The sequence below is a fragment of the Paenibacillus sp. NPDC058177 genome, assembly GCF_042883835.1.
Taxonomy (GTDB): domain Bacteria; phylum Bacillota; class Bacilli; order Paenibacillales; family Paenibacillaceae; genus Paenibacillus_AQ; species Paenibacillus_AQ agri.
On the sequence record NZ_JBHVVB010000003.1, the window covers coordinates 522,539 to 544,453 of the forward strand.

Genomic DNA, 21,915 nt, shown 5'->3' on the forward strand with positions numbered 1-21,915 from the left:
CATTGTTAGAAGTTTCGACACTTTTTTTATCTTTTTTCAGAAAATAATACAGTGAAAATCAAATTTTTCACTATTCAACCGCAGGTTAATTATATAAAATAGTTATCAACTATGTGTGTTTATCCCACCAGAGCGATAGTATTAACCTGATATACGACCCTACTCACGGAGTTATCGTAGCTATCCATACATAAAAAGGCATCAGGCTTGGGATAGAAAGGCATATCAGAGAAAAGGAGAGAACCCTATGTTTCGTTTCAAGCACTCGATTAGCCGTAAATTCACGCGCTTGTTGTTTGTCGTCCTGTTGCTCGCGTCTCTTTTGTTAAGTGTAAGCTTTTATTTCATATCGACTAATACGTTCGAGAGCTATGTACTGCCGCAGATCAACAAGTTACTGACGGGAGCTGTCCAGGATGTATACAAGAACATCAATTCTACCCATGCCCAGCGGGCGCTAGGCAAGAATGAGCAGTCAATTACCAATATCGAATACTACTTCAAGGACAAACGCAACCAACATGATGTAGAGACGATCTTTTTGGCGAGTCTGAACGACGGTCAAGCTACCGTACTTGCCGCTGATCATGGCTCCAAGATTAAGACAGGAGACACCCTGCAGGTGACTCCGGCTATGGAACAGGCCTTCCAGAACCAAAAAACGACGCTCAGCGATATCTATAATGACGATTACGGTGTACATAAAACAGCTTACATCGCTATTAAAGGCAGTCCGATGGTTGTCGGCGTAAGCTCTGATGTAGCCTTTATCACAGAAAGAATGAGCAGCATCCTCTGGACTAGTGCAGGAATCACCTTGGTGGTCCTTATCATCGGCATGACCGGTGCCCTGCTTATGAGCCGGCGGATAACACGTCCTATAACACAGCTCGCAACGTATAGTAATAAACTTGCACAGGGTGATTTCACCCAGGAGTTGACTATAAAAGGCACCGATGAAGTTGGACAGCTCTCTGAAAGCTTTCAGACTATGTCCAATCGCCTCAAAGAAATGATCGGCCAGGTTCTGGAGACTTCCGGTACGGTTGTCGAAGATTCCAATGACCTCAAAGAGCGCGTGAAGGTCCTGAACGGCATGGCCGAACAGTCCGCCCAGTCCGTCATCGAGATTGACAGAGGCAGTACATCCATTGCCCACAGCGCGAAGGATAACTCGCGGGCCATGGAAGAGATTAATTACAGTATCCAGCATATCGCCTCCGCAGCAGGAGAAGTTACGGAACAGATTAGCGAAGCCTCAGCCGAAGCGCTTGGCGGTAATGAAATTGCCCAAATAGCCGTTGAACAAATGCGCCAGGTCGAACGGGCTTCCGAGCAGTCATTGGGTCAGTTCCAGATTATGAATGAACGCTCCCTCCAAATCGGTGCAGTGGTGCAGGGCATTACAGAGATCACGAAGCAGATTCAAATGCTCTCCCTCAATGCGTCGATTGAAGCGGCACGGGCCGGAGAGCATGGACGCGGTTTTGCCGTGGTAGCCGGAGAGGTACGCAAACTCTCGGAGCAATCCCGGACAGCTACCGATCAGATTCGTGAATTCCTGCTTGGTTTGCAGGAGGACATGAATCGCTCTGTCGCAGAGATGAACCACGTTAACTCGGAAGTAGCCTCCGGCGTCGGTAAGGTTGCAGAAGCGGGAAATGCGTTTAATCATCTGTTGATCCTCATTCAAAGCATCGACCAAAGTATTCAGTCTGTGTCGGCAGCTACCCAGCAAATCTCGGCTGGAAGTGAGGAAGTCAGCGCCTCCGTAGAAGAAACTGCGCAGATTACTGCAAAATCGCAGGCTAATGCCAATACGCTTTCTCGTAATTCCGAGCGACAAAGCGCCGAGCTTGAAGGTCATTCCCGTACAGTGCAGCATTTGCACGAGCAAGCCACAAAGCTGCAACAAGCCGTGCAGCAATTTAAGATCTAACCTATGTATTCTTAAAATGTGACAAGCCCCCGTCCGATAATGGACGGGGGCTTGCTTGTATATATCTTTTGGCCGGAATGCCAGTCTCAGGAACCTTCCGCAAACGACAGTCCTTTCTCAGCAAGTGCCGTACGCAATTGGCCTAACGCCTTGGGACCCATGCCGTGCAGCTGCAAAAGCTCGCTCTCGGTAAGCTTGCTCAATTGCTCAAGCCGAGTATACCCCGCTCCGGCAAGCGCGCGCTGTGCCGGCTTGGCCAGACTGGACGGAAAGTCAGACTCCGGCTGCTCGCCAGCCCCGTCTTTGCCAGAGCTGGCTTGTGTATTTTTTGACATAAAGGGTACACCCCTATCATTAGTAGTCACTTAATATTACCAGACTTCCCACAGCCGCCTGTCTGGCATACCCATTAGCCGTCCTATAACACAATTATATCTTCACCTTCATGAAGCTCTCCATCAGCTCCAGCGCCTGATATAACCGCTCTGTGGATACTGAGTAAGAACAGCGAATATGCCCCTCTCCTCCCGATCCAAATACATATCCGGGTACGGCTGCAACACCGGCTTCTTTCAATAGCTGCAGCGCAAACGTCTCGGAATCAAGCCCGGTATGCGCGATACTTGGAAAAGCATAGAATGCGCCTTCCGGGACGTGGCAAGGCATTCCGATCGACCGGAATCCGTTCACCAGCAGCTCCCGGCGCTGCCGATACACTTCTCTCATCTCGCTCATAGCCTCAAGGCCATGGCGCAGGGATTCAATTGCAGCAATCTGTCCCAGCACCGGGGCACACATGGCTGTATATTGGTGGATCTTCAGCATTGCTGCCAGCAGATCTCGATGGCCGCAGGCATAGCCGATTCTCCAGCCAGTCATGGCGAATGCTTTTGAAAATCCGTTGAGTACAATGGTCCGCTCCTGCATTCCCGGCAGTGAAGCAATGCTGACATGCTTCCGGTCATAGGTCAATTCGGCATAGACTTCATCGGAGATGACCAGCAGGTTGTTCGCCTTCACGATCTCCGCAATCGGCTGCCAGTCCTCGGCAGTCATAATCGCTCCTGTCGGGTTGTTCGGATAATTCAGCATCAGCAGCTTGGAACGCGGGGTAATTGCCCGTTGTAGCGCCTCGGCAGTCAGTTTGAAACCTTCCTCCGCTTTCGATTCCACCTCTACCAATGTACCGCCATTAAGATAGGCAATCGGCGAGTAAGCGATATAACTGGGAGAAGGAAGAAGAATTTCGTCTCCTGGAGCAGTGAACGCCCGCAGCGCCAGGTCCAGCGCTTCGCTGCTGCCTACAGTGACTACTATTTCGTTTGAAGGGTCGTAACGCAGATTGAAGTTATTTTGCAAATAATGAGCAATTTCCTCTCTTAGCTCAGGCAAGCCCGCATTCGGCGTATATCTCGTCGCTCCCTGACTCAGCGCCACCATGCAAGCTTCTCTGATGTGCTCCGGGGTAACAAAATCCGGTTCGCCTACGCCCAGCGAGATAATATCCTCGTTGCCGGCACTGAGTTCGAAGAACGCCCGTATTCCGGAAGGCGGGATGTCCTGTACGCGAGGCGCTATCCAATTATTCAACATGTACCGGCACCCCCTTGTTCTTGCTGCGTTCCGTCAGGGAACAGCTGATAATACGATCCAATAATGCGCTGAATGACAGTCCGGCTGCCGCTGCGCTTTTGGGAAGCAGACTCGTCATTGTCATCCCAGGCAAGGTATTAACCTCCAGTACATAAGGCACACCTTCCATCAAAAGCATATCGACCCGGGCATACACGCTGCATTTCAACGCCTTGTAACAGGTCATTGCTGCTCTGCGCACCGACTGCTCCAGCTCTGGCGGCAGGGTGATCACGACCTCTTGCGCCCCACCTACCTCATACTTGGCACTATAATCGAACCATTCCGAAGACGCCGAAGTAATGCCTATCACGGGGAGAAATTCCCCGTTCAAGATAGAGCAGGTAATTTCCTGGCCCACTGTATACCGTTCAATCAGGATCGACTGATCGGGGTCACTCGTAAAAGCTTTCAGCACCGCGCCTCGCAGTCCCTGCTCATCGTTCACCTTTTCCATTCCGATGCTGGAACCGCCTGAATTCGGCTTCACCATCACGGGATAGCCCAAACGCTCCACAGCTTCCGGTGAAAAATCGTCCATGCTGTCCCAGCACAACCAGTCGGGTGTGTTGACTCCCTCATAACGGAGGATTTTTTTGGACAGATCCTTATTCATGCACAGGCTGCTTGCCAGCACACCACTTCCCGTATAAGGTATGCTCAATGTCTCCAGCGTTCCTTGTATCGTTCCATCCTCCCCGTAAGCGCCATGCAGCGCCAACAGAGCAACGTCAAGCCCCTTGACCTTCTCTATAAGCTCCTCACGTGAATTGAATACAACCGGAACCACCTCATATTTATTACGATCCAGATGATTCATCATTTCTCTGCCTGTGTTCAACGACACCTCAATTTCAGAAGAAATGCCCCCCATAATCACGCCAACCTTCATCACCAGCACCCCTTCATCCCATTAATTGCCGCGCCGTTCTTCCAATGATTTCGATTCCTTTGACAATATCCTCATCCGCCACGCGGGAGAAGCCGATCCGCATCGTATGCTGCCCGCCGCCATCGGTATAGAACATCTCGCCTGCCGTAAAAATAACCCCTTGCGCACGGCACGCCTCAAGCAAAGCTCTTGTGCTAAAGCCCTCTGCAAATGCCACGAACAAATGCATTCCCCCGTCGCCCGTCAACGTTTGGTAAGGAACATGCTGCTTACAGCATTCCAAGGTCAGTTCATATTTCCGTTTATATTCCGTTCTGGCTTTTTTCAAATATTTCTCCAGATTGCCGTTGTACAAATATTGATAGAGGATCGACTGATCCAGAGTAGAAGTATGAATGGTCTGTGCCCGCTTAAGACTCTCCAGATAATAGATCAGTTCCTGATCGGCCAGCACCCAGCCTACCCGAAGCCCCGGAAACAGCACTTTGGAGAAGCTTCCAAGATAAATCACACTGTTGCCTGCACCAGCCGTCGCAATCAGCGGCGATACATGTGAACCCGAATAACGCAGCTCTTCATTGAAACCATCCTCAATTACCGGAATATCGTATCTCGCCATCAGCTTCATCAGGCCCTGTCTTTTCTCAGGAGACATGACAATCCCGGTCGGATTATGGTACGAAGGCACGAAGTAAGCACAATCATACTCTCCCTCATCTAATGCCTTCTCCAGCTCACCCAGGTGAATGCCGTCCCATTCCATCGGAATGCCCTTGATCCCGAAGCCGTGCAGTTTGAGATTCTTGATCGCTGTGTGATGCGTGGGATTCTCGGTCAGGACCTGGCCACTCTTCCGGTTCAGGGCAGACAGCACAATATTGAAGCCTTCCGTGAAACCATTGGTGATCAGAATGTCCTTGCCCTTCATATCCACGCCCTTGTGCTCCATATATTGGTGCAAATAATCAATCAACGGTTTGTAGCCCTTGGCGTAGCCGTAGTTCAACAGGACATTCCCCTCTACGGCCATACGGTCCATGAAGGCCCGCTTTACATTATCCAGATCGAACAGACTCTCATCCGGTGCGATGCTGGTAAAAGAAATCGTACCTTTGTCTGCTCGAATACCGCGCTTCATAATATCCAGTTCTTCAGCCAGCATGGCGTGATCGTTCAGATGTTTCTTCCAGTCCATTGTGCGGGAAGAAACAGTAACGGTACCAGGTGCAGTAGAGGCTACATAGTTGCCCTGCCCTTTAACGGCGTAGACAAATCCATCGTCCTCCAGCCCCTCATACGCGGCGATTACAGAGTTACGGCTAACTTGCAGCAGCACGCCCATCTCACGGGTGGACGGCAGCTTCTGGCCGCTTTGCAGCGCACCTTTTATAATTAAGTGCTTCATATAGTCTTTGATTTGTATATATACCGGTCGTCCGGCAATGAGCTTGAAATCCTGAAACATCCAGCATCGCCCCCATAGCTATCATGGCACACTTAGCAGGGTAAAAAAAGAACCACGGCCCCGGATTTTTCATCCAGTCGTGGTTCTTAGCGGTTCTAGTTCTTTTATCCGTCTTTCCTAGCCTGCATAGATTGCAGGCTAGTCGTAACTGCTCCATAGACCAGACGTCCGATCGCACCACCCAAATCAGTAGCTGTGCCAGCGTAGACATGTTCAGCGTGGTATCGTCTGCTCTGACTCACACCCAGCACAATAGCATCTGTTGGCGTACCCGTTGCTGTCAGGCCATTCTCGGTATCGACGATTCCGAGATCGGCCAGAGCGGCTGCCTTAGCTTCAACAGCTGTCATTGCGGCATTAACCATCGCGGCAGGCGACAGCTGCCCGTCAATGCCCAGCATGATGTTGATCGTACCTGGCTGGTAAGCCTTCAGCACAGGGCGCACTACCCCGGCACGGGCAGCATTGCCCGCTGCTGACGTTACACAGCAGAAGATCGCAGCAGAGCCGATATCTTCTTCAGCAATCGCAGCAAGCTCCAGTGGAACGGCGGTCATCAGCCCTGCGCAGCCCGCTGCTGGATAACCCCATTCCCGCAGCTTATTCTCCATATCCCGTACCGGATCACTACATTCATAGTCCTGGTTGACAAAAAGATTTACTGCCCGTGTCAGACGAATCATGCCTCCGCCGTATACAGCACTCGACAGTCCGTCCACCTCGGATGGGAATGCCAGCAGCAAATGGTCTTCCTTCCGCTCCAGAGTCAATCCTGGAAAGACCAGAGAGGTATATTTTGTGGTGTTCTCTTCATTCATAAAAGGCGACTTTACTGTACTAGCGACAGTTCCTACTCTTGCTTCACTCATTACTCTAGCTTCTGTGGTATCACTCATGCTCTCCTCGCCCCTTCCTTCATCGTGTAAGCCAATGCCCTCATTATTACGCCAGAGCCGGAAATCCGTCAAATGGTTTCAGCCCGCCGGATAGATTTCATTGGATTCAGCTTTGGAATTTTTTTGTGAAATCCCTGCTTTTGGTTTAAAATAAAGGCTGTACTCAATCATGCTGCAACGGAGGAACAAGCCATGCTTTTTATCGATAACACGGGGATTACGGATGCATCCATCAATCTCGCGATTGAAGAATATGCGCTCAAGCATTTGCCAATGGACGAGAGCTATTTGCTCTTTTATATCAACAGTCCGTCTATCATTATCGGCAAGCATCAAAATACGATCGAAGAGATCAATCAGGAATACGTGAAGGACAATAACATCCAGGTTGTTCGTCGTTTGTCTGGCGGCGGAGCGGTCTATCATGACCTCGGCAATCTTAATTTCAGCTTCATTACTAAGGATGACGGCGAGTCTTTCCTTAACTTCCTGAAGTTCACGCAGCCGGTCATCGACTACTTGCGGAGCATGGGCGTCAATGCCGAGCTCAGCGGGCGGAACGACCTGCAGGTCGGGGAGCAAAAAATCTCCGGGAATGCCCAGTTCTCCACACGCGGACGGATGTTCAGCCACGGCACTCTAATGTTCGACCTTAATTTGGAGGATGTACAAGCTTCGCTGAATGTTAATCCGGAGAAGTTCAAATCGAAGAGTACAAAGTCAGTCCGCAGCCGCGTAGCCAACATTAAAGATCTGCTAGGGACGGATATGACAATTGAAGAGTTCCGCAGCGGTCTGCTGCGCTCAATCTTTGGGATGGAGCCTTCCGAGGTGCCACAGTACAAGCTCGAGATGGATGACTGGGTGAAGATCAACGAAATTTCCAAAGAGCACTACCAGAACTGGGATTGGAACTACGGGTTGTCACCAAAAAGCAACGTTAAACACACGCGCAAGTTCCCTGCCGGAATCATTGACATCCGGATGGATATTGAAGATTCCTACATCAAGGATATTAAAATTTACGGCGACTTCTTCGGTGCTGGCGATGTCGTAGACGTCGAGAATGCACTTCGCGGCAAACGTTACGAGCAGGTCGAGGTCAGACAAGCGCTCGCAGAGCTGGACTTGAAGCATTACTTCGGACGGATTGAACCGGAGGAGTTTTTCGGGCTGATTTTCCTGGAAGAATAGATTCCTTTCTTATAAAACAAATCATAAGGCTCTCTCACTGCACCGCGCAGCGAAAGAGCCTTATTGATTGTATGTATTGTTGCAGCAATATCGCTGCGGACCCGTAGTCCCTTACGGAGAAAGAATGAAAGCATAGATTACTAGTACTAATGTAAGTAAAATACAGACATTCTCTACTGCGCTGCCCTTCTTCGTGCCAGTGCTCATCAGCCTCAGACGTAGCTTGAAGGGTAGCGGTGGCAGCGGGGTAATTCCGCGCTGAGTAACAGAGTCTGCTAACAGATGCAGTGCATAGGACAGTCCTCCAGCGATCCACAGACTGCCGCCGTCGTTCATGCTAAGGGAAGCGAAATAGAGCAGAGCGCCCCATCCGGCCACGCCGTACAGCGTGTGCGTTAACCCACGATGCGGGACAACGGATGCGACGATGAGTATGCAGGCCGCGATATAGTTCCATGGATCATAGGCATCTGCGAATGCTACCAACCCCACGGCAATCAATATCATGACAAGATGCCTCAGTCTGCGTCCCGGCAGGAAAGAAACACTGCCAACAAGTAGAGCCAAAGCAATGTTCCAAGGCGGCTGAGCCAGACCGGCGAAATAAAGATAAATAGCTGCGCCGATTAGCGCTACCTGAAGAATTCGCAGTACGAACTCCGGAATAGCCTTGCGAACCAATAATGAATTAGGCTCATCAATATCAGGCATAAGCGAGCTTACCGCCGCCACAGCAATGGCTGGAATGGTAATCTCATAGCCAAGTAGGTTCATAACCGACAGGGTAACCCCGGTGCTAATGATTAAATGGGATTTGCCCATCATATGAGATCCGCTCCTTTTCCAAGATGTAAATGAGAACAAATGTGCGGTTATCGAAGTATACCAAGACCCTGTCAATTTGTCCAGCACGAACCCTGAAATGTCCTGTTCCATAAAGGTTCTCCGGCAGTTTTGGCTTGTTCTTACTCCTGTTTTAGGATACAATTTGGACAACTTGTCTTACTCTATAAGACAACTTTCAATGCCAGGCATCAGTACCATTTGATCTGATTGTTATAACCAGAAAGAAATAAGGAGAGAGAAACCATCCATGTACAAATTGATTGCGATCGACATTGACGACACCCTTATTAATGATGACAAGGAAGTTACCCCGGCCACACAGCAAGCGTTAGAACAAGCTGTTGCTTCAGGCGTAGTAGTAACACTTGCTACTGGACGCGCTTATGCGTCGGCCCAGGCCATTGCCCGCCAGACCGGACTTAACGTGCCGATCATTACGTACCAGGGTGCACTCGTGAAGAACCTGCTCGACGAAAATGTATTGTATGAACGTTATGTTCCGCAGGATGCCGTTCGCAAGCTGTTCGAATACTGTGTGGAGCATAACTTGCATCTGCAAACTTACATTGATGATAAACTGTATGCCCGTGAAGAGAACCAGAAGCTGATCGACTACTCCGCTTTGAACAATACCCGTTACTATATCGAACCAGACTGGAAGAAGCTGGTACCCGAAAAAACACCAAAAATGCTCATCATCGACGATCCTGATTTCCTGGATGAGCTGGCGCCAATTCTGCGTGAGCTGCTGGGAGATTCCGTGCACATCACCAAATCCAAACCTTATTTCCTGGAAATCATGCATCATGAAGGCACCAAGGGCCTGGCTCTGGAATTCCTGGCCGGCCATTTCGGATGCGATCTGTCCGAGACGATCGCTGTCGGCGATTCCTGGAACGACCATGAGATGCTGGAAGCAGCAGGCCTGGGCGTAGCTATGGATAACGCCATTCCGGCACTGAAGGAAATCGCTGATTTCATCACCCTCAGCAACAACGAGGACGGCGTCAAGCATGTCATCGAGAAGTTTATTTTGCAGACTGCAAATTAATACCAAGAGTGCCGCACAGCCATGTTATCTTCACGGCGTGCGGCACTTTGTTTTATTTATGCATTCAGTGACCTGTTGACGAAAGCATCGCTTCCTTCATCTGGTCTTCTTCCTCTTCACTCTCCAACTGTGAATAATACAACGCATGGTATCTGCCACCTGCCGACAGCAGCTCCTCATGATTGCCGTGTTCCACGATTGAACCGTTCTCCATGACCAGAATCAGGTCAGCCTGCTGAATCGTTGAGAGGCGGTGAGCGATGACGAGCGTCGACTTGTCGTTCATGAGCTTGCGGATGGCCTGCTGCACCAGCTTCTCAGATTCATTATCCAGCGCAGCCGTAGCTTCATCCAGCAACAGAATCGGTGCATCTTTCAAAATCGCTCTAGCAATAGATAGTCTCTGACGCTGTCCCCCTGAGAGTCTGGCCCCTTCCTCACCAATCTCCGAATCCAGTCCTTGCGGCAAACCCATAACGAAGTCATAGGCGTTCGCCTTACGCAATGCCTCTACAATCTCCTCATCGCCGGCATCCAATCTGCCATTGCGAATATTATCACGGATCGTGCCCGAGTATAGACCAGAATCCTGGGGGACATAGGCAAAATAACTCCTCAGCCTGGACAGGCTGATTTCCCCAATGGGCTGTTCATTCAAGGACAGTTCGCCCTTGTCAGCATCATAGAAGCGCAGCAGCAGCTTAAAGAGTGTGGACTTCCCACCGCCGCTTGGCCCAACAATCGCGATTTGCTGCCCGCGTATAAGCTCCAGGCTCACTCGGTTCAGACTTTGAGTCTCCGCACCGGGATAAGTAAAGGTAACATCAGATAGTTTCAAGGTCTGAAATTGTGGAGTCTCCGTCTGCTGCTTTGATTCTTCAAGAGAATCCACCTCTGTCGGCACATCCATCACCTCAAAAATCCGTCCCGCGGCACCCAAAGATTGCTGCATGGATGCCACCAGCCCAGGCAGAGCTGAGAACGGGTTCACCAGATAGTTCATCAGCTGGATGAAGGCCAACATTGCTCCAACTTCGAGCGAACCTTTAGCTACAAAATACCCCGCTATGACCAGCGCTAGCAGGAAGGTCATATTCCCCAGGAGAGAGGAGACCGCAGACGTGGCCCCTTCGATGGAGCCGCGCTTCAGTTCTCCGGAAGCGATGTTCTCACTGTGCTTGCGGTATTGCTTAAACAAACGAGGTTCAATAGAGAATGACTTGAATACCATACTGCTGCCCAGAATGTCATTTAGAAACGAAGTCGTCTTGCCCATATTCTGCTGTAGCTGTACGCTGTTGTTGCGCATTGCTTTGCCGAATACCTTCCCCGTCAGGAACATTAGCGGCCCCATTGCAAAACAGATCAGCGCCAGCAGCCAGTGAATATACAGCAAATACGCGAAGGCCGCGAGTGCCAGCAGCGGATTACGCAGCAAGCCGATTATCACCTGTCCGCAGGCCTCGCCGACGGATTGATTATCGTTCGTGAACCGGGACAGCAGGTCGCCAGAATGATTGCGGTCAAAATAAGACTGCGGCAGCTTCAGCGTATGTTTCATCATGTCTTGGCGCAGTTCATTTCTGATTTTGGCTGACACATTGTTTTTAAAATAAGCATCCGCATAACCATTGACCCCGATGCCAGCCAGCATAAGGAGCCCAATTCCAATTACATTTTTCAGTCTATCCACATCGAAATGAACAGCAGCATCTGTCACTGCCGACAGAAACCAGGCAATCATTAGCTCAAGGGTGATACCCATCAAGGTGGTTATAATTAATATGAAATAAATAAGCTTGTGCCTGAGCATGTACTTACTCAATCGGGAAAATACCCCTTGTTGCATGACTACAAGTCTCCTTCCATTCTAAAATTCTGTTCCCCGCACCTTGGCATACACCTTACTGTCATGTAATTCCCCGCTCATCGCCCGCCTATTGCTGCGTAAAATCCCGTCCAGCGTATAGCCCGCGCGTTCCGCTACGGCTGCACTTTTCAGATTATGGGCGCTGCAACGGATCTCAATCCGATTCGCTGCCAGCTCCTGGATCGCAAAATCCGTAACCCCGTTCACTGCTTCGGTCATATACCCTTTGCCAGTGCAGCTGCTTCTGATCCAATAGCCAATCTCGAAAATGCGAATGTTCCAATCGAGAGTATGCATACCGGTGCAGCCGATGAACCGACCTGACACTTTGTCAAAAATACGCAGGTGCAATTCTGTGCGCTTCAGAAATTCCAGCCGTGCTTCACGCGTGAACTTCTCCGATTCCTCCAGACTCTGCAAGGTCTGAGCAAACGGCATCCAAGGCTTCAGCAGCTCCTGACTTTCCACAAGTGCTTCATGCATACTGGCGCCATCCCCCCACAATGGAGCACGGATCAGCAGACGTTCTGTCTCAAAGCTTTCGGGAAAATCAAGCAAGATTGGGGCTTGTGATTCTGGCATTATGTAATCCTCCATTTCAATTGATTTTAATACTAAATATGTAAACCTTCTCACGCAGGTACATCGATTATAACGGGAATTCACTCCCGAGAATACTACTAATTTTGTATATATTTGGGACATAAAAAAACCGCTCACACGCCAGGAGCATTTCCCTGGGTGGAACGGCAACGTTTTATACAGGCATATTTTATACTACAAAGAGCTTTCAGGTTCATACAAAGTCAGAAATGCCTCGACGACTTCCGCAGAATTCTTCGCGGCCAGATCCACGTTGGAGGTGAACAATTCAGCAGCTCCCGCGCCCACATTGTCAGAGATCCCGCGAACCGAAAAGAAGGGAACCCCAAATTGATAAGCGGTTTGGGCTATGGCCGCGCCTTCCATGTCCGATGCCTTGGACTCCGGGAACCGTGCTCGGATGGAGACAGCAAGCTCCGAATGTCCGATGAAAGAATCCTCTGTGGTCACAAGTCCCGTCACGACGCTCCGCTTACTATGAATGAGGGCAGCTCCTTCCAGCGCCAAGGCCACCCATTGCTTATCCACCGGATACGAAGCCGGCATCTGCGGAACCTGTCCGTAGACATAATTAAAAACAGTAGCATCCACATCACTGTAGGTAATTTCCTCGGCAATCACTACATCGCCGATCTGGAGACCCGGGTCCAGTGCACCTGCAGCACCGATGTTGATAATCAGCTCGACCTGAAACCGTTCCAATAAAATGGTGGTGGTCATTGCCGCATTGGCCTTGCCGATCCCTGATTGCACCAGCACAATATCCTTCCCCTTAAGCCGTCCGGTGAAGAAATTGCTTTTGGCCACTACCAACTGCTGAATATCCTCCAAATGTGATTTAATCAATGCCACTTCTTCTTCCATCGCCCCGATAATTGCGATACTCATGTCATTCCCGCCTTCTCCATGTTGGATTTCACTCTGTAATCTGTTGTATAGATCTCAAGCTGCGCTATTGCATCTGCTACTTCTTCTGCTCCGATGTGACCTGGCATTCTATGAATCGAGGCCTCCTGCACCGTTGCCCGTTCCCCGATCTTTAGCCAATCCTCACGCTCCAGATGTCCTAGTCCCATGTCCCGAAGACAGGCGGGCAGACCCAACTGCTCATAGAATGGTAAAAGAAAATCTATCTCCGTCCGGTTATCCTCTAGCGCAAGCTGCACAAGCACTCCGTAAGCCACTTTATTCCCGTGCAATTGCCCATGAGCTTCCGGTATCGCCGTTAGAGCATCATGAATGGAATGGGCACCCGCTGTGCGGCCGTAATCCTCGCCAAAACCGCCCACAAGGCCAGCAACCATAATAATAGTCTCGACAATCCGTGTCAGATCCTCATTGGCATATCCTGTTCGCAGGGCTTCCAGAGCAGCTTCGCTGTGTTTCAGCAGATGCTCCTTGCATTTTCGTGCTGTGTACCAAGCCAGTTCCACCTCTACCGGAGGGGAAATCATGCCCCGAATGATAACATCGGCTTCGTACCATTTGGCCAGGGTATCTCCAATACCAGCGATCAGCAGCTCCGGTGGCGACTGCGCAATGACCTGCGGATCAAGCAGAACCAGCGCATTGCTGTATGGAAATACATCCATACTCACAAAGCGTCCCTGATCGTCATACATGACGCTCAGGGACGACCATGCCGCACAGGTCGAGGCCAGTGTGGGCAATATAATCGCGGGAAGCCGCAACGCCGCAGCTGCGCTTTTGACAAGATCGCTTATTTTACCGCCACCTACGCCAATAATGGCTTGTACTCCATGTCCTGCAGCTTCAGCCACAATTCCGTCGCGCTCCGGATAGGTGCATTCCCCGCTGTACGCGTACAAGTGGACCTCCGTCGCCTTCAGCTCTGGCAGAAAGGGCTGCGCCGCACTCCATGAATCCCGGCCATGCACAATCAATACTGTACGAATGCCTCTTCGGCCCAAGTGCTGCTCTAAGCTCCCCCAAGAACCCGGTCTGCAAATGAATTCTTGCGGTGCAGCCCGTACTACAATTTCCGGCTTCAATCCTTCGTCCGCCCTGCTCATTAGTTACGCCGAGCCTTACGAGCCAGCACGTTGCCAAGAGACTGAATGCCCTGCACGAAAATAATCAGGATAACTACCGTAACGATCATGACAAACGTATCAAACCGTTGATACCCGTAGGAAATGGCCAAATCACCGATGCCGCCTCCACCAACCGTACCCGCCATGGCCGTAGCCCCAATCAAACCGATCGTAGCCGTTGTCATGGTTAGAATCAGCGACCCAAACGCCTCCGGCAGCAGAAAGTGCCAGATTACCTGGAAAGTCGTTGCTCCCATAGCCTCCGCCGCCTCCAGAATGCCCGGACTGACTTCAAGCAGAGAATTCTCCACCAACCGTGCGATGTACGGGGCAATATAGACGATCAGCGGCACAATAGCCGCACTAGTACCAATGGAAGTATGTACGACCCAGCGTGTAAACGGAATAATGGCGACTAGCAATATAATGAACGGAAGAGAACGCACAATATTGATCACCGGATTCAGTACCGAGAAAACAAATTTATTTTCCAGAACGCCTCCGGGCCGTGTAATCACCAGTACAATACCAAGCGGAATCCCAAGCAAGGCGCCGAAGAACAAGGAGAAACCCACCATAACGACCGTTTCCCTCAAGGCACCGAAAAGCTGATCTGCCGTAATCACCGTATTCATACTTTATCCACCTCCGTAATCTCAACACCCTGACTTAGCAGATAGGATGCAGCCTGATCAATTGTGCCGTTATCCCCATTCATCTGCAAAATCATCGTCCCCAGCGTTGTATTCTGAATTTCCGTCATATTGGCAAATAGTATATTCACATTGACCTCATGATTGCGAATCAAATTGTTGATGACAGGCTCGGATGCCGCACCACCAACGAATTTGAGCCTGAACAGCCGCCGTCCGCTTTCTGCTTTGAGTGTATGGATTACACTTTGCGGCACACTGTTGTGAATCACTGTTTGTACGAAGCTCTGCGTAGTAGCATGACGGGGATTACCGAAGACCTCCAGCACGTTGCCCTGCTCGATGATCAGTCCCTGCTCCATCACGGCTACCTTGTTGCAGATCTGCTGGATGACCCCCATCTCATGAGTAATGATCATGATCGTGATGTTGTATTCCTCATTGATCCGTTTCAGCAACTCCAGAATGGAGCTTGTCGTCTGCGGGTCCAGTGCCGAAGTCGCTTCATCGCACAGGAGAATGGACGGATTGCTGGCGAGTGCCCGGGCGATGCCGACCCGTTGCTTTTGCCCGCCGGACAGTTCCTTAGGGTAGCTTCCAGCCTTGTCGCTCAGCCCCGTAAACTTCAGCAATTCTGTAACGCGCTCACGGATCTCCTCTTTGCCCTTCTTCAGCAGCACCAGCGGAATAGCAATATTATCGAATACGGTCTTGGATTCCAGCAGGTTAAAATGTTGAAAAATCATGCCGATCCGCTTCTTCACCTGACGCAGCTCGGAGGGACTGTATTGGTCAAGAGGTTCCCCGTCTACAAAGACCTGACCGCTGGTCGGCCGTTCCAAATAATTCACCAGACGGATCAGTGTGCTTTTGCCGGCTCCGCTGTAGCCGATCACCCCGTAAATATCCCCTTTTTCCGCGCGGAGACTGACCCCTTTCAAGGCTTGAATGGATTGTCCTTTGCGCTCGAAGGATTTATGGACATCTCTAAGCTCAATCATGCTTCACGCCCCCTGTCTGCACTGCTATACCCGATTCTTTGAAAATACCTGTCGCCGCAATCCGGTCAATGGCTTCGTTCAGCCTCTCCTCGCTGTTCACCAGGCCGACTCTGACATAGAGATCTCCCTGCTTGCCAAATCCCGCTCCCGGAGCCACTGCAACATGAGCCTCTTCCAGCAGACGCTCCGCAAAAGATTCTGCCGTGTACCCTTCTGGCACTTTGAACCACGAGAAAAACGAGCCCTTAGGCGCTGTAACGGCCCAGCCGATTTCCCGCAGTCGTTTCACCAAAAAGTCACGCCGCTGTTCATATAAGACCCCGAGCTGCTGTACAGCCTCTTGCGGGCCAAGTAGCGCAGCTGCAGCAGCATCCTGCACCGCCCCGAAAATTGTACTGTAAGCCTGAGTATGATAGTGCTTGAGCGCTCCGATGACCGATGCATTCCCGACCGCGAAGCCAAAGCGCCAACCTGCCATGTTATATGTCTTGGAAGCCGTGTACAACTCCACGCCGTAATCTTTGCCCCCAGACTGCTGAAGGAAGCTCAGCGGCTTGTGACCATCGAAGCCAAAGGCACCGTAGGCAAAGTCATTCAGCACCGGAAACTTGTGCTTTGCAGCAAACGCCAGCGTCTGCTCAAAAAATTCTTCCGTAGCAACAGCACCTGTCGGATTGTTAGGATAGTTCAGCATCAACAGCTTCACCTTCCGGGCAATCTCTTCAGGAACACTCTCGTAACGGGGAAGAAAACCATCCTCTTCGTAGACGGGTATCGTCTGAACTTGTGCTCTTGCCAGAATCGCCGCAGCGAAATAAGGCGGGTATGCAGGATCCGTTGTCAGCAACAGATCGCCGGGATTCAGAAGACTTTGCGGAATGCCTACCACACCAATCGCCGAACCGTTGAACACAGCCACCTCCGTCTCCGGATCAAGCTCAACATTGTATTCCCGCTTATAAAAGGCAGCTACCGCCTCCCGTGCGCTTCCTTTCCCGTAAAAAGGCGGATATCCCTGATTCAGCGGCTCCTCGACCGCTTCTTTCAGGGCTTCGATAATATGCTGCGGGGTCGGCTGGTCTGGACTCCCACTTGCCAGATCAATAACGTCAATCCCCTTGCTGCGGTATAAGGCAATCTTGTCGTTAATCGCGCTGAAATAATTATCAGGTAATTCACTGACTACATTGGAAGGTCTGAAGTCCATTGTTTTACACCTCTTTAGCAAAGTTCGGTTTAGGTAATCGTCATTCTGTCCGCCCAACAAACAGGAGGGTCTGCCACTTCTCCGTAAAGGAATGGCAGACCGGATCAGTTATTATTTAAAGTAACTAGGCAGCTTGTAACCCTCATAGACCGGGTTCGACTTGATGTATTTCTGGAACTCGTCCGAATGGTATCCCTCAACAATATCCTTAACGAACTGTGCGTCCTTGTTCTTGCTGTCAATCGCTACAATGTTGGTGAATGGGTCCGTCATGTTCTCCAGTTGCAGCGCCGTTGTCAGCTTAATATTGTTGGATACAGCAAAATTCCCCTGAATAGCAGCATAATCGACGTCCTCCAGCGCGCGCGGCCCCTGTGCCGGCTCGGTGGCTATGAACTTCAGGTTGTGCGGGTTAGAAGTGATGTCCGAGAGAGAAGTTTGCAGCGGATCGATATTATCCTTCAGTGTGATCCAGCCAATATCCTTCAGGACATTGAGCGCACGTAGCATATTAACCGGCTCATTCGGCAAATTGACCTGATCGCCATCGCTCACCTCGTCCAGACTTTTATGCTTCTTGGAATAGAGCCCCATAGGTGGCGTTGGCACCTGTACAGCGCCTATCAGATCAATCTTTTCTCTCACATTGATAGATTGCAGATACAGAGAATGCTGGAATACATTCGCGTCAATCTCACCATTAGCCACAGCCACGTTCGGCTGAATGCCATCGGTAAATTCTTTATATGTTATTTGATACCCTTTCTTCTCCAGATAGGGTGCTACTCCATTTTTGAACTGATCGCTGTAAGGCCCCGGATTGAAGCTAATTCGCAGCGTTTTCTTGTCCTGGCTAGAAGCATCCCCTGAACCGGCAGCTTCCTTGTTGTTACCGCATCCTGCAATAAAAAGTGCGGCAGCGACGATGATTAGTGCAGAATGAATCCATTTTTTCTTCATTATGATGTTTCTCCCCTTTGACATGATGCTCTTTCCCAACGCAAGACTAGCTTGAATAATACCAAGTAATTGCATCAGATTTAAGTTGTTTCATATGTTACAATGCATTAATATACATGTCAACACATTTACAAACATAATCCGTATAATGTACTATGAATAATCCGCTTTGGAAGACCTAACTATTTACATCCCTTTCGGGTTGTGATAGTTTGGAATGAAAAGTCCCGAAAGGAAGAGATATAATTATGGCAGAAGTAGAAAGTTTCCAACTAGATCACACCAAGGTGAAAGCACCTTATGTAAGAATTGCAGGCACTGAAACTAATGAGAAGGGTAGCACCATTCAAAAGTATGATTTGCGCTTCCTTCAGCCGAACGAGGATGCCCTGCCAACGGCAGCAGTACACACACTGGAGCACTTGCTCGCAACTTACCTCCGCGATGAGCTGGAAGGCATTATCGATATTTCCCCAATGGGTTGCAGAACCGGCTTCTATCTTATTATCTGGAACGAGCACAACCCTGCCGATGTGGCAGCGGCACTTACCAAGGTATTGCACAAGGTTCTCGAAACCGAGCATGTCCCTGCAGTCTCCGCTCTGGAATGTGGTAATTACAAGGATCACTCCTTGTTCAGCGCTAAAGAGTACGCCCGTATCGTACTTGATGCCGGCATCAGCGACGATCCATTCAGAGCCTAAGACAGAAGGGAACTGTGCAGCATGCTGAGCATTGATTTTACCGGCAAAATACTGATCGTTACCGGCGGCCTAACCGGGATCGGCAAGGGCATTGTGGATCTGTTCCTGGAGGCCGGGGCCAATGTCGTCATTGGCGACATCGCCTGCAAGGCAGATTACGAGCAGATCCATGAGCGGCTGGTTCATCTCCGTATTGATGTCACAGTGGCTGAGGATGCCACCAGGCTCATTGAAGGAGCCGTTCAGGCTTTCGGCCGAATCGACTTTCTGGTGAACAACAGCGGCACGTCTACCATGGACTATGCCGTGGACATCAAGGAAGCCGACTGGGATAAGGTTATGGATATCAATGCCAAAGGCGTGTATCTGGTCTCCCAGGCGGGAGCCAGACAGATGCTGCGTCAAGGCGGCGGCGGTCGAATTATCAATATCGCTTCACAGGCGGGGAAAAACGGTTATCGCTGCATGGGGAACTACGTGGCCTCCAAGCACGCGGTGCTGGGATTCACCAAGGTGATGGCGATCGAACTCGCCAGTGAGCAAATTCTGGTGAACGCCGTCTGCCCGGGAATTGTGGAGACGGATATGAAGCGCCGTGAACGAATCGAGGGCGCACAGCTCCGCGGGATGACGCCAGAAGATATTCTGGCGGAAGACCGCTCACAGGTTCCGCTAGGCCGGACCGCCGAACCGGAGGATGTGGCGAACGTGGTCCTGTTCCTGGCCAGTCCGTTCTCTTCGTACATGACTGGGCAAGCCATCAACGTAACCGGCGGCATGACCATGCATTAGCAGACCACTTAGGTTAGAAGATATCAGCGGTTAGCGGTTAGCGGTTAGCGGTTAGCGGTTAGCGGTTAGCGGTTAGCGGTTAGCGGTTAGCGGTTAGCGGTTAGCGGTTATACAATAAAAGGAGCACAGTAGCTGGGGGTTCAACCCCATGACTGTGCTCCTTTTTAATTCTATGAATTAGCTGTATAGAACGCATTTAAAAACAAACATAGCCAAGAAAAAGAGAGCTTGTATAAGAATAAAGAGAACTTATATAAGAAGGGTCGAAGTGTAATTAACGGCATTTTTGTACCTTAAATCCTTTGCAGATAAGGGTTATTGGAGATTAAGTGCAATATTGTACCTTAAATCTTCCAGAATCACCCGTTCAGCTTGCTTTTTCGAAAAATAAGATACTAAAATGCCCTTATTTACCTAATTAGCCTATATTAAAGAAAAATAAGGTACAAAAATGCTCTTAGTTGGAGAGGTGGCCCCTCTTTTGCACTATTAAGATAACTGGTGAGGGGCAATTTACCGCTTCTAGTGGTTGAAATCTGTCGACAGTCTATCTTCCGTGCTAGCTGTCCTATGAAAAGCTTCCAGAAGAACGTTTTGTCCCTAAAGTTCTAAACTTCCCCGTTCGCTCATTTTCGCTTTTTATTCATTTCTTTTGTTCGGCTTATATAGTAGATACGCTGGTAGCGCTGGACTGCTGGTACTGCTAAATGATAAATGCTGCTATATGTGTTTCTGATCACTTGATTTTCCACACTCTGATTGCTCAACTACCCCTACTTATCATGTTTACTATACTTCTCTACTGACATACTTGCTCTCCACTTGCACCTCTTGCACTTATTGTATTTCCTGCTATATTCGCTGCACATACTATACCTGCTATACATGCACTACTTCCTATACCCGCTCTACTCCTATACCTACTCTACTCCTACACCTGCTCTACTCCTATATCTGCTCTACTCCCATACCTGTCCTGCTTTCTATACCTGCCCTACTCCCATACCTGTCCTGCTTTCTATACCTGCCCTACTCCCATACCTGTTCTACTCTCATACTTACTCTACTCCTATACCCGCTCTACTCCTATACCCGCTCTACTCCTATACCTGCTCTACTCCTACACCTGCTCTACTCCTACACCTGCTCTACTCCCATACCTGTCCTGCTTTCTATACCTGCTCTACTCCCATACCCGCTCACTCTCATACTTGCTCTATTTCTATACCTGCTCCTCCCACGCCTGCTCTACTCCCATACCTACTCTCCTCTTATACTTACTCTGCCGCGCTTCCCAGCGGAACCCTCATCCCCGTCCGCGCCAGCGTGACATGCTCCGGTAGAATATAATCCTTCCGCAAGTCAACATCATGGGACATGTGGGTGTAAATCGCCCTGTGGGGCTTTACTTCCTTCAGCAGTTCCGCGGCCTCCGTCATATCATAGACAGAACGAGTGGACAACTCGGCTGCTTCATAATAGAAGCTTGTCCCCAGTACCAGCAGATCAGCGTCATGCATACGCCGGGTCTCTTCCTCTCCCAGCGAAATGGAGTCTGGACAATAAACCCACGCATACCCTTCTTTCTCCAGTCTGTAAGCATAGGAGTAGCCATTTTTGCCATGGCAAACTCTCCATGTCTCTATCTCCCAACCGTCCAAATTGATACCTTCATTACAAGGAATCATATCCAGTTGATTCTGAAGCCATGGATACTGACGCTGAATCACCGGAATAACCTCTGCCGGCGCATAGAGCTGACCTCTATACCCCATCCAGCGGCAAGCGTCCGCCCATTCGGGAAGTCCGCCGATATGGTCAAAATGAGCATGTGTCACCAGCAAGCGGCGCATATGGCGAATTCCCTGTTCTTCCATCTGCCGCCGCCAATCCGGACCGCAATCAATCACCAGCCCGTCGCCGCCGTTATCAATCAGTACGGAGGAGCGAAGCCGGGCGTTCAGCCCACCTGTTCTCGACTCCGAGCAAGTCTCACAGCCGCAGTAAACACGCGGAACTCCCATTGCATCGCCCGTACCCAAAAACACCAATGTATCCATCAGTTATCTCTCCTTCTGTCCATATAACGAAGTCTTGTATGCCCATTATAAAACAAGTTGGAGCATCATTGCACGAAGCCAAGGACCCACTTAGTA

Annotated in this window: 20 protein-coding genes; 5 read left to right on the forward strand and 15 right to left on the reverse strand. The window is 50.1% G+C overall.

Going from position 1 to position 21,915, the window contains the following annotated elements; translation table 11 throughout:
• Positions 1 to 247: 247 nt before the first annotated feature.
• Positions 248 to 1,939 (forward strand): methyl-accepting chemotaxis protein, encoded by a 1,692-nt coding sequence (locus ACFVU8_RS16300; RefSeq protein WP_387428453.1) that lies wholly within the window; start codon positions 248 to 250, stop codon positions 1,937 to 1,939.
• Between the two features lie 86 nt (positions 1,940 to 2,025).
• On the opposite strand, the gene ACFVU8_RS16305 is transcribed toward ACFVU8_RS16300, so the two are convergent.
• From ACFVU8_RS16305 to ACFVU8_RS16325, 5 genes are all read right to left on the reverse strand, one after another.
• The gene (locus tag ACFVU8_RS16305) at positions 2,026 to 2,274 is read right to left on the reverse strand and encodes a helix-hairpin-helix domain-containing protein (RefSeq protein ID WP_387428456.1); all 249 of its coding nucleotides are present in this window, start codon (positions 2,272 to 2,274) and stop codon (positions 2,026 to 2,028) included.
• Between the two features lie 94 nt (positions 2,275 to 2,368).
• Positions 2,369 to 3,532, reverse strand: coding sequence for a pyridoxal phosphate-dependent aminotransferase (locus tag ACFVU8_RS16310; protein ID WP_387428459.1), 1,164 nt, complete (start codon positions 3,530 to 3,532; stop codon positions 2,369 to 2,371).
• A complete protein-coding gene (locus ACFVU8_RS16315; protein ID WP_387428462.1) occupies positions 3,522 to 4,463 on the reverse strand; it encodes a D-alanine--D-alanine ligase in 942 nt (313 codons plus the stop codon). Before ACFVU8_RS16315 ends, ACFVU8_RS16310 begins: the two co-directional genes overlap by 11 nt.
• A gap of 13 nt (positions 4,464 to 4,476) precedes the next feature.
• Positions 4,477 to 5,928, reverse strand: a complete 1,452-nt coding sequence (locus ACFVU8_RS16320) for an aminotransferase-like domain-containing protein (RefSeq protein ID WP_387428464.1) — start codon at positions 5,926 to 5,928, stop codon at positions 4,477 to 4,479.
• Between the two features lie 104 nt (positions 5,929 to 6,032).
• Positions 6,033 to 6,824, reverse strand: coding sequence for an adenosylcobinamide amidohydrolase (locus tag ACFVU8_RS16325; protein WP_387428467.1), 792 nt, complete (start codon positions 6,822 to 6,824; stop codon positions 6,033 to 6,035).
• 192 nt (positions 6,825 to 7,016) lie between these two features.
• Between ACFVU8_RS16325 and lplA the strand changes: the two genes are divergently transcribed.
• A complete protein-coding gene (gene lplA / locus ACFVU8_RS16330; RefSeq protein ID WP_379465444.1) occupies positions 7,017 to 8,018 on the forward strand; it encodes a lipoate--protein ligase in 1,002 nt (333 codons plus the stop codon).
• A 111-nt stretch (positions 8,019 to 8,129) separates the two neighbouring features.
• Here the strand turns inward: lplA and ACFVU8_RS16335 are convergent, their stop codons facing one another.
• Complete coding sequence (locus ACFVU8_RS16335) at positions 8,130 to 8,843, reverse strand: metal-dependent hydrolase (protein ID WP_387428470.1); 714 nt, start codon at positions 8,841 to 8,843, stop codon at positions 8,130 to 8,132.
• A gap of 268 nt (positions 8,844 to 9,111) precedes the next feature.
• Here ACFVU8_RS16335 and ACFVU8_RS16340 point away from each other — a divergent pair, with 268 nt between their 5' ends.
• Positions 9,112 to 9,915, forward strand: coding sequence for a Cof-type HAD-IIB family hydrolase (locus ACFVU8_RS16340; protein WP_387428472.1), 804 nt, complete (start codon positions 9,112 to 9,114; stop codon positions 9,913 to 9,915).
• A 64-nt stretch (positions 9,916 to 9,979) separates the two neighbouring features.
• Here ACFVU8_RS16340 and ACFVU8_RS16345 read toward each other — a convergent pair whose 3' ends face one another.
• From ACFVU8_RS16345 to ACFVU8_RS16380, 8 genes are all read right to left on the reverse strand, one after another.
• Positions 9,980 to 11,764 carry an ABC transporter ATP-binding protein gene (locus tag ACFVU8_RS16345; protein WP_387428475.1) on the reverse strand — a complete coding sequence of 595 codons (1,785 nt, stop codon included), beginning with the start codon at positions 11,762 to 11,764 and terminating at the stop codon, positions 9,980 to 9,982.
• Between the two features lie 21 nt (positions 11,765 to 11,785).
• Positions 11,786 to 12,367: a GNAT family N-acetyltransferase gene (locus tag ACFVU8_RS16350; protein WP_387428477.1), complete on the reverse strand. Its 582-nt coding sequence runs from the start codon at positions 12,365 to 12,367 to the stop codon at positions 11,786 to 11,788.
• Positions 12,368 to 12,562: 195 nt separating this feature from the next.
• Entirely contained in the window at positions 12,563 to 13,276 is a 714-nt protein-coding gene (locus ACFVU8_RS16355) for a 5'-methylthioadenosine/adenosylhomocysteine nucleosidase (protein ID WP_387428479.1), read from the reverse strand.
• A complete protein-coding gene (locus ACFVU8_RS16360) occupies positions 13,273 to 14,400 on the reverse strand; it encodes an iron-containing alcohol dehydrogenase family protein (RefSeq protein ID WP_387428482.1) in 1,128 nt (375 codons plus the stop codon). Before ACFVU8_RS16360 ends, ACFVU8_RS16355 begins: the two co-directional genes overlap by 4 nt.
• Before the next feature lie 20 nt (positions 14,401 to 14,420).
• The gene (locus ACFVU8_RS16365) at positions 14,421 to 15,077 is read right to left on the reverse strand and encodes a methionine ABC transporter permease (RefSeq protein ID WP_379201096.1); all 657 of its coding nucleotides are present in this window, start codon (positions 15,075 to 15,077) and stop codon (positions 14,421 to 14,423) included.
• The gene (locus ACFVU8_RS16370) at positions 15,074 to 16,096 is read right to left on the reverse strand and encodes a methionine ABC transporter ATP-binding protein (protein WP_175370661.1); all 1,023 of its coding nucleotides are present in this window, start codon (positions 16,094 to 16,096) and stop codon (positions 15,074 to 15,076) included. Before ACFVU8_RS16370 ends, ACFVU8_RS16365 begins: the two co-directional genes overlap by 4 nt.
• Complete coding sequence (locus ACFVU8_RS16375) at positions 16,089 to 17,303, reverse strand: aminotransferase class I/II-fold pyridoxal phosphate-dependent enzyme (RefSeq protein WP_387428485.1); 1,215 nt, start codon at positions 17,301 to 17,303, stop codon at positions 16,089 to 16,091. The genes ACFVU8_RS16370 and ACFVU8_RS16375 overlap by 8 nt, the downstream gene beginning before the upstream one ends.
• A 111-nt stretch (positions 17,304 to 17,414) precedes the next feature.
• Positions 17,415 to 18,263, reverse strand: a complete 849-nt coding sequence (locus tag ACFVU8_RS16380) for a MetQ/NlpA family ABC transporter substrate-binding protein (RefSeq protein WP_379465451.1) — start codon at positions 18,261 to 18,263, stop codon at positions 17,415 to 17,417.
• Positions 18,264 to 18,511: 248 nt separating this feature from the next.
• Between ACFVU8_RS16380 and ACFVU8_RS16385 the strand changes: the two genes are divergently transcribed.
• The gene (locus tag ACFVU8_RS16385) at positions 18,512 to 18,967 is read left to right on the forward strand and encodes an S-ribosylhomocysteine lyase (protein ID WP_387428488.1); all 456 of its coding nucleotides are present in this window, start codon (positions 18,512 to 18,514) and stop codon (positions 18,965 to 18,967) included.
• 21 nt (positions 18,968 to 18,988) lie between these two features.
• On the forward strand, positions 18,989 to 19,759 hold the full coding sequence (locus tag ACFVU8_RS16390; RefSeq protein ID WP_387428490.1) for an SDR family NAD(P)-dependent oxidoreductase: 771 nt from the start codon (positions 18,989 to 18,991) through the stop codon (positions 19,757 to 19,759).
• Between the two features lie 1,277 nt (positions 19,760 to 21,036).
• Here the strand turns inward: ACFVU8_RS16390 and ACFVU8_RS16395 are convergent.
• Entirely contained in the window at positions 21,037 to 21,819 is a 783-nt protein-coding gene (locus ACFVU8_RS16395) for an MBL fold metallo-hydrolase (RefSeq protein ID WP_387428493.1), read from the reverse strand.
• Positions 21,820 to 21,915 lie beyond the last annotated feature (96 nt).

Coding starts and splice junctions, on each gene's coding strand:
- ACFVU8_RS16315 (WP_387428462.1), bottom strand. CDS start 4,463: ATGAAGGTTGGCGTGATTATGGGGGGCATTTCTTCTGAAATTGAGGTG.
- ACFVU8_RS16355 (WP_387428479.1), bottom strand. CDS start 13,276: ATGAGTATCGCAATTATCGGGGCGATGGAAGAAGAAGTGGCATTGATT.
- ACFVU8_RS16335 (WP_387428470.1), bottom strand. CDS start 8,843: ATGATGGGCAAATCCCATTTAATCATTAGCACCGGGGTTACCCTGTCG.
- ACFVU8_RS16385 (WP_387428488.1), top strand. CDS start 18,512: ATGGCAGAAGTAGAAAGTTTCCAACTAGATCACACCAAGGTGAAAGCA.
- ACFVU8_RS16340 (WP_387428472.1), top strand. CDS start 9,112: ATGTACAAATTGATTGCGATCGACATTGACGACACCCTTATTAATGAT.
- ACFVU8_RS16320 (WP_387428464.1), bottom strand. CDS start 5,928: ATGTTTCAGGATTTCAAGCTCATTGCCGGACGACCGGTATATATACAA.
- ACFVU8_RS16395 (WP_387428493.1), bottom strand. CDS start 21,819: ATGGATACATTGGTGTTTTTGGGTACGGGCGATGCAATGGGAGTTCCG.
- ACFVU8_RS16300 (WP_387428453.1), top strand. CDS start 248: ATGTTTCGTTTCAAGCACTCGATTAGCCGTAAATTCACGCGCTTGTTG.
- ACFVU8_RS16325 (WP_387428467.1), bottom strand. CDS start 6,824: ATGAGTGATACCACAGAAGCTAGAGTAATGAGTGAAGCAAGAGTAGGA.
- ACFVU8_RS16310 (WP_387428459.1), bottom strand. CDS start 3,532: ATGTTGAATAATTGGATAGCGCCTCGCGTACAGGACATCCCGCCTTCC.
- ACFVU8_RS16305 (WP_387428456.1), bottom strand. CDS start 2,274: ATGTCAAAAAATACACAAGCCAGCTCTGGCAAAGACGGGGCTGGCGAG.
- ACFVU8_RS16380 (WP_379465451.1), bottom strand. CDS start 18,263: ATGAAGAAAAAATGGATTCATTCTGCACTAATCATCGTCGCTGCCGCA.
- ACFVU8_RS16350 (WP_387428477.1), bottom strand. CDS start 12,367: ATGCCAGAATCACAAGCCCCAATCTTGCTTGATTTTCCCGAAAGCTTT.
- lplA (WP_379465444.1), top strand. CDS start 7,017: ATGCTTTTTATCGATAACACGGGGATTACGGATGCATCCATCAATCTC.
- ACFVU8_RS16375 (WP_387428485.1), bottom strand. CDS start 17,303: ATGGACTTCAGACCTTCCAATGTAGTCAGTGAATTACCTGATAATTAT.
- ACFVU8_RS16390 (WP_387428490.1), top strand. CDS start 18,989: ATGCTGAGCATTGATTTTACCGGCAAAATACTGATCGTTACCGGCGGC.
- ACFVU8_RS16370 (WP_175370661.1), bottom strand. CDS start 16,096: ATGATTGAGCTTAGAGATGTCCATAAATCCTTCGAGCGCAAAGGACAA.
- ACFVU8_RS16365 (WP_379201096.1), bottom strand. CDS start 15,077: ATGAATACGGTGATTACGGCAGATCAGCTTTTCGGTGCCTTGAGGGAA.
- ACFVU8_RS16345 (WP_387428475.1), bottom strand. CDS start 11,764: ATGCAACAAGGGGTATTTTCCCGATTGAGTAAGTACATGCTCAGGCAC.